The 10953-nt window shown below is 37.1% G+C and carries 12 protein-coding genes; 10 read left to right on the top strand and 2 right to left on the bottom strand.

Annotated features, from left to right (window positions below):
- Positions 1-94: 94 nt before the first annotated feature.
- Positions 95-397, bottom strand: coding sequence for an EthD family reductase (locus CHI06_RS16610; RefSeq protein WP_095249745.1), 303 nt, complete (start codon positions 395-397; stop codon positions 95-97).
- A 188-nt stretch (positions 398-585) separates the two neighbouring features.
- Here CHI06_RS16610 and CHI06_RS16605 point away from each other — a divergent pair, with 188 nt between their 5' ends.
- The 7 genes from CHI06_RS16605 (at position 586) to CHI06_RS16575 (ending at position 8085) form a co-directional block, all read left to right on the top strand.
- Positions 586-1257 (top strand): Yip1 family protein, encoded by a 672-nt coding sequence (locus CHI06_RS16605; RefSeq protein WP_095249744.1) that lies wholly within the window; start codon positions 586-588, stop codon positions 1255-1257.
- Positions 1257-2381, top strand: coding sequence for an efflux RND transporter periplasmic adaptor subunit (locus CHI06_RS16600; protein WP_095249743.1), 1125 nt, complete (start codon positions 1257-1259; stop codon positions 2379-2381). Before CHI06_RS16605 ends, CHI06_RS16600 begins: the two co-directional genes overlap by 1 nt.
- The gene (locus tag CHI06_RS16595; protein ID WP_095249742.1) at positions 2378-3073 is read left to right on the top strand and encodes an ABC transporter ATP-binding protein; all 696 of its coding nucleotides are present in this window, start codon (positions 2378-2380) and stop codon (positions 3071-3073) included. Before CHI06_RS16600 ends, CHI06_RS16595 begins: the two co-directional genes overlap by 4 nt.
- The gene (locus tag CHI06_RS16590; RefSeq protein ID WP_095249741.1) at positions 3070-4263 is read left to right on the top strand and encodes an ABC transporter permease; all 1194 of its coding nucleotides are present in this window, start codon (positions 3070-3072) and stop codon (positions 4261-4263) included. Before CHI06_RS16595 ends, CHI06_RS16590 begins: the two co-directional genes overlap by 4 nt.
- 90 nt (positions 4264-4353) lie before the next feature.
- Positions 4354-5520: a tryptophan synthase subunit beta gene (trpB, locus tag CHI06_RS16585; RefSeq protein WP_095249740.1), complete on the top strand. Its 1167-nt coding sequence runs from the start codon at positions 4354-4356 to the stop codon at positions 5518-5520.
- A gap of 147 nt (positions 5521-5667) precedes the next feature.
- Entirely contained in the window at positions 5668-7350 is a 1683-nt protein-coding gene (locus CHI06_RS16580) for an ABC1 kinase family protein (protein WP_095249739.1), read from the top strand.
- Positions 7351-7470: 120 nt separating this feature from the next.
- Complete coding sequence (locus CHI06_RS16575; RefSeq protein ID WP_095249738.1) at positions 7471-8085, top strand: YitT family protein; 615 nt, start codon at positions 7471-7473, stop codon at positions 8083-8085.
- Between the two features lie 54 nt (positions 8086-8139).
- Here the strand turns inward: CHI06_RS16575 and CHI06_RS16570 are convergent, their stop codons facing one another.
- Complete coding sequence (locus CHI06_RS16570; RefSeq protein ID WP_095249737.1) at positions 8140-8943, bottom strand: alpha/beta fold hydrolase; 804 nt, start codon at positions 8941-8943, stop codon at positions 8140-8142.
- 248 nt (positions 8944-9191) lie between these two features.
- Here CHI06_RS16570 and CHI06_RS16565 point away from each other — a divergent pair, with 248 nt between their 5' ends.
- From CHI06_RS16565 to CHI06_RS16555, 3 genes are read left to right on the top strand one after another with little or no spacing between them, the layout of a single operon-like run.
- The gene (locus CHI06_RS16565) at positions 9192-9632 is read left to right on the top strand and encodes a hypothetical protein (RefSeq protein WP_095249736.1); all 441 of its coding nucleotides are present in this window, start codon (positions 9192-9194) and stop codon (positions 9630-9632) included.
- A 20-nt stretch (positions 9633-9652) separates the two neighbouring features.
- A complete protein-coding gene (locus tag CHI06_RS16560; protein WP_095249735.1) occupies positions 9653-10258 on the top strand; it encodes a hypothetical protein in 606 nt (201 codons plus the stop codon).
- A gap of 19 nt (positions 10259-10277) precedes the next feature.
- Positions 10278-10844, top strand: coding sequence for a polyhydroxyalkanoate biosynthesis repressor PhaR (locus CHI06_RS16555; protein ID WP_095249734.1), 567 nt, complete (start codon positions 10278-10280; stop codon positions 10842-10844).
- Positions 10845-10953 lie beyond the last annotated feature (109 nt).

Below are 10953 nucleotides of genomic sequence, written 5' to 3'. Positions count from 1 at the left end.
GCGGTGATTACTCAAAGAAGCTTCTCTTAGTGGAGCACAAATCAACAGCCAAGTTTAGCAGAGCCTAAAAGTAAAAATGATAAAAGTTGTGGACTTATTCTACAATTGAAATAACTGGCGGCTTCCTCAAGTATTGCATTAGATTTTTAACGTCTCCTTGTACTTCTATCCCTTCTGGTGATGACATCGCTTGACTCAATGTTTCTGGATTATCAAATTGTAGTTCATCAAATAAAAATAATTGATCTTTTGTGTTTTGAGATTGTAACACTCGATGAACTTCTGCACTTTTAAGATAAGGCATTTTTTGCACCAATGGGATATGTACATTGTAGTAATACTTTTCAAATCCCTCTTGATCCTTCGGTTGGTCATAAATTACGATAACTTTAGCCATTTCTCTTCAATTTCTATCCTTATAGACTAATATCTTATAGTTCTTATAGACTATTATAAGAGTAGTGAAAACCAAATATTATTAAAACCGTTCGACAACAAAAGTACTAGAAAAATGAAACTATTGGTACAAAGTTTTGTATAATTAAAAAGTAATATTTCACAAAAATGGAAGCAGGGGTGTTAATAATGGAAAATCAAACAGAAATCATTACAAAAGAACAAAAGCCTTCATTATTAGGAATGTTTACGAGTCCGGGTGAACAATTTGAGAGAATTAAGCAGTCTCCAAAAATCTGGGTGCCGCTGCTAATTGTAAGTATCCTTTATGCAATCGGTATGACTTTAATGGCGTTATCGATGGATGCCTCAATCTTTATTGAGCAGGGGATTCCGGAGGATCAAGTTGACCTGGTATTAGGTGTTACAAAAGTCACCGTTGCCATAACAGGTATCCTTACACCCATTATCGGTGTTCTTATTGGCAGCGCAATCCACTTAATTATTACCAAGATTGCTAGTTCACCAGTAACATTTAAACAATTATTCTCAATGAATACGTATATCGCGGTAATCGGTGCTGCGGGAATCATTCTAAATACAGGTATTAGATATGCCATTGGCGGTAACCCAGAAATATATGTTACTAGTTTAGCAGGGTTGCTAAATCAAGAAAAAGTTGGATTTTTAGGTTCATTTGAGGTTTTTGCAATCTGGACTATGATTGTAACAGCTATCGGACTGCATAAAACAGCACAATTATCTAAAGGACTTGCATGGACAATTGCGATTGTATTCTTCTTAATCGGAATTGGCTTTACCTTAATCGGCAGTCTGCTGCAAGGAGCGCCGATGCAATAATGAAAAAGAAAACATGGATTATGATTAGTGTAATCAGTCTGGTCATCATCATGATTTCTGTCAGTGTTTACCGGGAGGTTTTTGCAAAAGGACCTTCCGTTGAAACTACGGAAATGAAGGAGGAGGAAATTTCCTCCCTTTTAATGATTCCAGGTACAGTAAAACTTGAAGAGGAACAAATCAATGCATCTCCTGAAAAAGGAGAACTTAAAGAGCTGCTAGTAGTAGAAGGGCAGGAAGTAAAGAAAGGCACGGTAGTAGCAAGGCTTCAAAATCCTCAGTTAGATTTGGAAATGGAGCAAAATAAGCTGTCTATCGAATCAGCTAATCTAAAAATAAATCAACTTGATAAACAATTGAAGCTTCTAAAGGATAAAGAAAAAACTCTTGCAGATCAGGTGGGTAAAGAGGAAGCAAAAAAACAGCTTGACCCTGAATATCAGCAAATAGAGATGGATAAGAAGCTGGCAAATTTAGAATTGAAGCAAACAAATCTTCAAAAGCAAATGATTGATAAACGTCTAAGTGAATTGGAAATTAACAGTACAATAGATGGTGTCGTACTATTCGTTAATAAACCAGATTCATCCTCTCTTGAAAACAGCATGGCTGAGCCTATCGTACATATTGGTAAACTTGATGCAATGATAGCAACGGGTCTGTTATCTGAATATGACACATTGAAAGTAAAAAGCGGACAGAAAGTGATTCTCCGTTCCGATGCTGTCCCTGATCAAGAGTGGCAGGGAGAAATAATCAAGATTTCTCTTCTCCCTGAACAAAATCAAACCGCTCTCCAAAGTGGGAGTCAGGCTGTACAGTATCCAGTAACGATGAAGATTACAGGAGATAGTAAAGCATTAAAACCAGGGTTCCAAATCATTATGGAAATTGAAACAGACAAAAAACAAGCAAATGTACTTTCCATAGATGCACTGCATGATGATGGGGAACAGCCGTATGTTTTTACCGTTAAGGACGGCAAGGCAAGTAAGAAAAATGTTAAAACAGGCATCACATCGGGAGCGAAAATTGAAATTTTAGAAGGTTTATCAAAAGAAGACGAAATTATTATTAATGGGCCAGATTCAATTAAGGACGGTATGGAAGTGACCGTAAAATGATCGAGCTTGAATCCATTACAAAAACTTATTTACTTGGCAAAGAAAGCGTTAAAGTATTAAATAATATTAATTTGAAAATAGAACAAGGTGAGTTCGTCGCTATCATGGGTCCCTCAGGTTCAGGAAAATCAACTTTAATGAATATGATAGGCTGTTTGGATAAACCGACTACTGGGAACTACACTCTAAGTGGAGAAAATGTTTCTTATTATAGTGATAATGAACTTGCAAGGGTTAGGAATCAATCGATTGGATTTGTATTTCAGCAATTTCATTTATTACCACGATTATCAGCATTGAAAAATGTAGAGCTTCCGATGATTTATGCAGGTGTATCCAAATCTGAACGTCAGACAAGAGCAGTAGAAGCATTAAGTAAAGTGGGATTATCTGACCGTATGGATCACCTTCCAAATGCCTTATCCGGCGGACAAAAGCAGCGCGTCGCAATCGCGAGAGCAATTGTTAATAAACCAAAAATCATTCTAGCTGATGAGCCGACGGGTGCACTTGATTCAAAGACAAGCATCGATATTATGGAGCAATTCAGGGAATTAAATGAAGAAGAAGGCGTTACGGTAATCGTTGTTACACATGAACCTGAAGTGGCAGCGTATTCGAATCGAACGATATACGTTCGAGATGGTATGATTCAGCTGCCTCCTGCTTCCATTAAGGGGGTGTCTGAATGAGTTTTATGGAAAACCTGTTAATGGCATTAAGCTCGCTAAAGGCTCATAAAATGCGCAGTATTTTAACCATGCTTGGAATAATTATTGGTGTCGGAGCAGTAATCATTGTAGTGGCAATTGGTCAGGGCGGAGAAGCGATGCTTAAAACACAAATTACCGGTCCAGGAAACACGGTAGAACTGTTTTATCAGCCTTCTGATGAAGAAATCCGATCGAATCCAAACATTTTCATGCAGGCTCCGTTTAAACAGGAGGATATTCGGGCTCTTGACCAAATACAAGAGATTAAAAGCATTGTCGCTTCTAGCACTCAAATGTCATCTGTTAGATTTCAGCAGGAAACCGCTGATGTGTCTTCCACAGGTATTAATCAAGCCTATTTAAAATTGAATGAAATGAATGTTGGAAAAGGGAGAAGTTTTTCCACTTCAGATTTTATAGGCGGCCGTCGAGTAGGGTTAGTCAGTCATGTGATTCAGGAGGAATTATTTAAAGGTGATAATCCTGTTGGAAAAGTTATCAAGGTGGCAAATCAGCCGATTGAAATCATTGGTGTTTTAGAAAAACCGACAGGTCTTCTATCGTTTAGTTCAATGGAGATTTATCTTCCCTTCCAAACATGGCAGACAATTTATGGAAGCAGTGACTATACCCAGGTTACTCTGCAAGCCGACTCGTCAGACCAGCTTCAGATTGCAGGTAAAAAGGCTGCAAGACTATTAAACAATATGCATAATACAGAAGATTCCTATCAAGTCCTTAATATGGAAGAAATCGCAGCAGGGATTGGGCAGATTACAAGAATCATGACCATAATTATTGGAAGCATTGCTGGTATTTCGTTGTTCGTTGGCGGTATTGGTGTTATGAATATTATGCTCGTTTCTGTAACGGAGCGTACGAGAGAGATTGGAATTCGAATGGCGCTTGGTGCTACAAGAGGTCAGGTTTTAACTCAATTTCTTATTGAATCGATGACGCTGACACTAATCGGGGGAATTCTCGGAATTTTTCTTGGCTGGGGAAGTGCTAGTATTGTCAGTTTCTTTGCGGGATGGCCATCCTTGATTTCGTGGCAGGTAGTGTTAGGCGGTGTGGTCTTTTCAATGGTGATTGGGGTTGTGTTCGGACTCCTTCCAGCAAATAAGGCTTCAAAATTAGACCCTATTGAATCACTTAGGTATGAATAAATTTTATTTGAATATTCAGTAAACATAGACTATAATAATTTTCAACTCAAGGTATGAGAAAAATAATAGTAGTAGGGAGACGAGCTGAGTATGGAAAAAGTTAGTGTAGATAGTAGAGGCTATTTTGGTGAGTTTGGAGGTAGTTTTGTTCCTGAGGAGCTTCAGCTTGTACTGAACGAGATGGAAGCACAATTTTTAAAGTATAAAGATGATCCGGATTTCATCGAGGAATTCAACTATTACCTCAAGGAATATGTGGGGCGTGAAAACCCGCTGACCTATGCAGAAAATTTAACGAAACAAATGGGCGGAGCAAAAATCTATCTTAAACGAGAAGATTTAAACCATACTGGTGCTCACAAAATAAATAATGCAATCGGACAAATCTTATTGGCAAAAAGAATGGGTGCAAAACGAATTATAGCTGAAACAGGAGCTGGCCAGCATGGTGTTGCAACAGCTACTGCGTGTGCCATGTTTGGAATGGAATGTATTATTTATATGGGAAAGCTCGACACGGAGCGTCAGGCGCTTAATGTCTTTAGAATGGAACTGTTAGGAGCAAAGGTTATCCCGGTGGAGAAGGGGCAGGGTCGTTTAAAGGATGCAGTCGATGAAGCTTTAGCAGACTTAGTTCAAAACTATCAAAATACCTTTTATTTATTAGGGTCAGCTGTAGGTCCTCATCCATACCCATCCATGGTTAAACACTTTCAAGCTATTATAAGTGAAGAATCAAAGCGCCAAATCATTGAAAAAGAAGGAAGGCTGCCAACTGCGGTTATTGCCTGCACTGGCGGCGGCAGCAATGCTATTGGTGCATTTGCCCATTATATTGATGAAAAATACGTACGTTTAATTGGAGTGGAGCCGAAAGAAGCACCAACCTTAACAAAAGGAACCCCAGCAGTCATTCATGGTTTTAAATGTTTGACGTTATTAGATGAAAATGGTAATCCCCAGCCCACCTATTCGATTGCAGCCGGATTGGATTATCCAGGAGTTGGTCCAGAGCATAGTCAATTGAAAACAACCGGGAGAGCTGAATATGTTACGGTTACAGGACAGGAAGCATTAGACGCATTTCTGCTGCTAAGTAAAACGGAGGGGATTATTCCAGCGTTAGAAAGCTCCCACGCCGTTGCTTATGCTGTAAAACTAGCAAAGGAATTACCGAAAGATGATGTCTTGGTTGTCAACCTTTCAGGTCGTGGTGACAAAGATGTCGAGCAGGTTTTTAATATGTTAAAAAAATAATAATTGTGACTAGGACGTATCGATCATGATGCGTCTTTTTGTTTTTTAATCGAACAATAGGAGAATGCGCTTGTAAATCCTTTGTAAAAGTGAGAATCTTGTTTCGAGGAAATATATATTAAAATACTCCCAACAGGAGTGGAGAAGATGATTAAGAAAAAAATTCGCCATATACAACGTTATCGAGACATCGTTTATGCTTTTACAAAGTATGGTTTTGGGTTTGTTATGAAAGAGTTAGGGCTTCTTGATTTGTTATCAGTTCCAAAGCGAGTATTTGTTGAAGGAAACCAATCACGGAATAGCAGAACAACAGGTGAACGAATTCGGATGTTTCTCGAGGAACTTGGTCCAACTTTTGTGAAAATTGGCCAAATTGCCAGCACTAGACCTGATATTATCCCAGCCGATATCCTTCAAGAACTGGTAAAGCTTCAGGACAATGTTTCTCTTTTTTCATTTGATGAAGTGAGAAGAATAGTAGAAGAGGAAATGGCTGATTCTCTCGAAAATTCATTTGCAGAATTTCGTGAGACGCCGTTAGCTGCAGCATCTATTGGGCAAGTCCATCATGCAGTTTTGCAAACAGGCGAGCGTGTTGCAGTTAAAATTCAACGTCCCAATATTATGAGTGTAATTGATACAGATTTAGAAATCCTGCAGGATCTAGCCAGATTAGCGGAAAGCAGGATTGATTGGGTTGAAAGGTATCAAATTCGGACGATTGTAGAAGAATTATCAAGATCGCTTCGAGAAGAATTGGACTATGAAAATGAAGGCAGAAACGCAGAAAAAATCGCAAAACAATTTATTAATGATTCCAAGGTTCATATCCCCAAGGTATATTGGGAATACAGTACGAAGAAGATTTTAACGATGGAGTACATTGATGGGGTTAAATTAAATGAGATTGAAAAGCTTCAACAAGAGGGATACGACACAAAAGTATTAGGTGAGAAAATAGTAAATGCTATTTTTCATCAGATCCTAATCGATGGATTTTTCCATGGGGATCCTCATCCAGGTAATATCGTTGCCCTTCCAGGCCAAATGATTGCATTTATGGATTTCGGGATGGTAGGTCGAATAACTCCTGAAATGAGAGCTCACATTGCCTCTTTTGTCATTGCACTAATGCGGAAAAACACTTCAGAAGTAGTGAAGGCAATCACGAACATGGGGCTTGTACCAGATGAAGTAAATGTAAAACAGTTACATTCAGATGTAGATAAGCTTCGCGAAAAGTACCTCGATGTTCCTTTTAGTCAGATGAGTATTGGAAATGCTGTAAATGAACTCTTTTCTGTTGCTTACCGTCATAAAATTATGATTCCCACAGATTTAACGATATTAGGAAAAACGCTGCTGACATTAGAGGGGACCGTTGAAAAGCTAAATCACGAAATAAGTATTCTAGCAGTGGCCGAACCATTTGGGAAGCAATTACTAATGGATCGCTTTAAGCCAAAAAACATGGCAGAATTTGCATGGGTAAATTTCACAGAATATGGGGATATCCTTCATGAATTCCCAAAAACGATAAAAGATTTTACCTCCGTTATGAAAAAAGGCAAAATGAAGATTGAAATATCCACTCCTGAAATGGAGCCAGTCCTTCATAAACTTAATCGTATAAGTAACAGGCTTTCGTTTAGTCTTGTATTGCTGTCCTTTAGCATTATTTTGGTAGGAGTAATTATTGGTGCCTCGTTATCAGGACAAACATCCATTCTGTTAGACAAACTGCCAGTAATAGAAATAGGTTTTGGTATTGCTACAACATTGTTCCTGCTGCTTATATATTCTATCTTTAAATCAGGAAGGTTTTAACAAAGAAACTTCACATTATTTCTAGTAGAATACCTGACCAAATGGCCCGGTATTTTTCTAATGAAGAAGAATATAATAAATCATACAATGGAGAGATAATTGAAACAAAAGGGGCGGAATATGTATAAGAGGAGAGTAAATTATTATGTTAGTTATAGCAGATCTGCCTATATATCTATCTATAAAAGATTATTCTATATCTTCTGTGGTGCTTCGCTTGTCGCCATATCATTGCAGTTGTTTTTAGTGAAAAATAATGTAATTGATGGCGGTATCGTAGGAATAAGCATCATTCTCTCGCATATTTCTAGTATTGAGATTGGCTTGGCTCTGTTACTGCTAAATACTCCTTTTTTCTTTTTAGGCTATTCTTACCTAGGAAAAAGATTTCTAATTCTAAGTCTTTTTGCTATTTCTGTTCTTTCAATAGGTACCCATGTTCTAGAACCATTTCCTTCCATAACGAATAATCCATTTCTAGTAATACTCCTGGGAGGCGTGATTTTAGGATTGGGTGTAGGAATCGTCATCCGCTATGGAGGGTCCTTAGATGGTACGGAAGTTTTGGCCATTCTATTGAGTAAACGAACCCCTTTTTCTATTGGACAAATTGTTATGTTTTTTAACTTGTTTATTTTTAGCAGTTCTATTTATATATTCGGATTTAAGGAGGCTATTTTTTCATTAGCTGCGTTTTTCTTAGCCTATAAAACAATTGATTTATTAATTAAGTAATATTCAATAACATAAAGAATGCCCAGTTATTAATTGGGCATTCTTTTATGGGTCTTATAGGTTGTTTAAAAACTCAAGCACTCGATTATTCACTATATCATTCGCTTCAGTTACATAAATGTGACCTGCTCCATTAATGGTAAGGAATTCTGCATTTGGTATTTTTTCAGCTAGAGTTACACCATTATCATATGGAACTAATTTATCCGCATCACCATGAATCACCAATACAGGTACTTTTATTTGGTCAATTTCATTGTAGGTGTCATGAGCAAGACACGCTTGAAGCTGCAGCATATAGGCATATGGAAGGACAGGTATCTCGATCCTCTTTTGAATATCTTCAGCGACTTGGTCTCTATGATTTTCGATGAATGATTGACTGTAGAGGATTGGTGATGTTGCCCATGCCATTTCTTCCGGTGTGGCTGTAGAAGATGCCCTAGACAGCATCAGCATGGAAACATCAGCACTAGGTTGGACATGTTCTTCCCCACCTGATGTTGTACAGCCGAGGATGAGGGACTTTATTCGCTCTGGGTATTTCAATGCAAGTCTTTGAGCAATCATTCCTCCCATTGAAATTCCGTAAACATGAGAAGACTCTACACCGGCTGCATCTAGAACGGCTCTTGCATCCTCAGCCATTAACTCAATTGAATAGGGAGAATTTGGTTTCCCACTTAGTCCAACCCCGCGATTATCAAATACTATTACTTTATATTGTTCACTCAAAGCCAGGATTGATCGAAACCACGATCTAGAAGTGAGTGATAATCCCATGATTAATAGCAGTGGTTCACCCTCACCATGGACTTCATAATATAAATCAATTCCATTAGCCTTCGTTATAGGCATACTCAACAACTCCTTTTTTTACTAGATATTGCCATTTATATGATTATTAATAAAACTAAAGAACCTAAAGATTCACCAAAAAATGTCCAACTCTTGAATACGAAAATATTATTTTATTTTGATTAAATGGAAAAGTCTAAATATAACCTAGTAAATTGTGGATACAAATTGCTATAATATAATGAACAAGGATTAAAGCAGTTACAGATAGATTCTAACATAGTAACACGTTAGATAAAGGGGCATTTATGGAAACAAGACATCAGGATCCTGCAACTTTTTACAAATACCTAGAAAAAGAGTGTAATAAGCGGATTCATATATATACCAATTGTTCAACCTTTACACATGCATTTGGAAAAGCAATCGAAAACCACTTAGATCATGTAGTGATTCAACAAAAGATAATCAACAATTGGTTAACTATACTTGATATTCCACTGAAAGATGATTTTGCTAATCTTGCACAAAGAAAAGTAGATTGTGAGGATAAGATAGATTATCTTGATGAAACACTTTTTATGTTAAATAGGGGTTTGAAAAAGGACAATTCTGAGTTAAAAGAGCTTAGTAAATCTTTAAGTGACTTGCTTTGTTTAATTGAAAGTGAAGTGAAGAACTTAAAGGCTAACAAAATAAAAACATTAAAGACTGAACTAAAAGATTTGAAAATGTTTTTTAATAACTAAACATTTGGAGGAGAAACAATATGTCTATTAGAAATGAATCAGAAGTGGAAAATCAATCTAACCAGGATAATCAGCTTTCAAGTTTTGAATTAATGTGGAAAGCTGCCTTTGAAGAAGTAGATGAATGGGCAGGGCGCTTAAACCATCATGATGATTTATTCTTAAATGCTACTAAACAATATGTTGATAGTATTAAAAGAAATCAGGAAAATAGTAAAGCTATTACGGAGCAATTTAAGAAAGAGCTTCTTGAGTGGGAAAAATATGCTCGTGAGGAATTACTTATGACCACGACCACTATTCAACATTTTTTCCCTGTTAAATCTTATGAAGAAATCAACCAAGTTGTTGATGACATTCAGAATAAAACTACCTCTCTATTATCTACACCAATTCGTTCTTTAACGAATGGCCAAGCTCTTGATAAGTACTTAGACAGTGTCCAACAATATATTTCTTTTAGAAAGAAAGGTAGAGAGAAATATATTGAAGGTGTTAAGAGTACAACCAATGTTTTATATGAAAATCAAAAAATATTTGTGAATCTTTTTGAAAATCAGGTAAATTCTGCACTTTTACCCTTTCAGCAATATATGAAGACTACTACGGAGTCAAATAAATCATAACTTTATTGAGGTGAACAAGATGTCGACAAAAAAGCCGTATGACCCATTTGAGTCTTTCAAAAGTTACAGTGGAATTTTGGAAAAACAGATAAATGATTTTATTTTTCTTTGGTCAAATAACAATGAATTTGTCAAAATGGCAAATACAGGGACAGAGGCAAACTCCCGATACCTTGAAGCCTATAGAAAGAATCAAGAGGCACTAGCAGGTGTACTCAATATTCCTACTAGAAATGACTTGGCCAATATAGCTTCTTTAACCATTCAAACCGAAGAAAAAATTGAATCTCTTGAGGAACAAATTTGGGACTTACAGGATACCTTGAAGTCTCAAAGCAAGGAAATTGAAACTGTTGTTGAGGTTTCAAAAGAAATAATTAAATTAACCAAACAACTAAAAACAGAGTTAGTGAAAACGAAAAAGGAACTAGCAGATTCCAAGAATCTACAAAGTGAACTACAAGAGATAAGGTTCGAGCTAAATAAATTAAATAATCTTAAAGATGAAGTAGAGATACTTAAAGGTCACGCGGAAAAAGACAATCCAAAAGAACTCGTCTTAACAGGTGCTGATTCTACAAAATAATTGGATGCAAATCAATGTCCTGCAGGAGGACGGGACAGGGGAGACCCCACAGGCGCTATAGCGCCGAGGAGGCTTCCCGAAACCGCTTGCGGAAAGCGAAGCGCCTAGG

The sequence above is a fragment of the Bacillus sp. 7884-1 genome (genome assembly GCF_002272245.1).
Taxonomy (GTDB): Bacteria; Bacillota; Bacilli; order Bacillales; family Cytobacillaceae; genus Neobacillus.
This window is presented reverse-complemented; position numbering and strand designations above follow the sequence as displayed.

Coding starts and splice junctions, on each gene's coding strand:
- CHI06_RS16590 (WP_095249741.1), top strand. CDS start 3,070: ATGAGTTTTATGGAAAACCTGTTAATGGCATTAAGCTCGCTAAAGGCT.
- trpB (WP_095249740.1), top strand. CDS start 4,354: ATGGAAAAAGTTAGTGTAGATAGTAGAGGCTATTTTGGTGAGTTTGGA.
- CHI06_RS16600 (WP_095249743.1), top strand. CDS start 1,257: ATGAAAAAGAAAACATGGATTATGATTAGTGTAATCAGTCTGGTCATC.
- CHI06_RS16560 (WP_095249735.1), top strand. CDS start 9,653: ATGTCTATTAGAAATGAATCAGAAGTGGAAAATCAATCTAACCAGGAT.
- CHI06_RS16605 (WP_095249744.1), top strand. CDS start 586: ATGGAAAATCAAACAGAAATCATTACAAAAGAACAAAAGCCTTCATTA.
- CHI06_RS16610 (WP_095249745.1), bottom strand. CDS start 397: ATGGCTAAAGTTATCGTAATTTATGACCAACCGAAGGATCAAGAGGGA.
- CHI06_RS16595 (WP_095249742.1), top strand. CDS start 2,378: ATGATCGAGCTTGAATCCATTACAAAAACTTATTTACTTGGCAAAGAA.
- CHI06_RS16555 (WP_095249734.1), top strand. CDS start 10,278: ATGTCGACAAAAAAGCCGTATGACCCATTTGAGTCTTTCAAAAGTTAC.
- CHI06_RS16570 (WP_095249737.1), bottom strand. CDS start 8,943: ATGCCTATAACGAAGGCTAATGGAATTGATTTATATTATGAAGTCCAT.
- CHI06_RS16580 (WP_095249739.1), top strand. CDS start 5,668: ATGATTAAGAAAAAAATTCGCCATATACAACGTTATCGAGACATCGTT.
- CHI06_RS16565 (WP_095249736.1), top strand. CDS start 9,192: ATGGAAACAAGACATCAGGATCCTGCAACTTTTTACAAATACCTAGAA.
- CHI06_RS16575 (WP_095249738.1), top strand. CDS start 7,471: ATGTATAAGAGGAGAGTAAATTATTATGTTAGTTATAGCAGATCTGCC.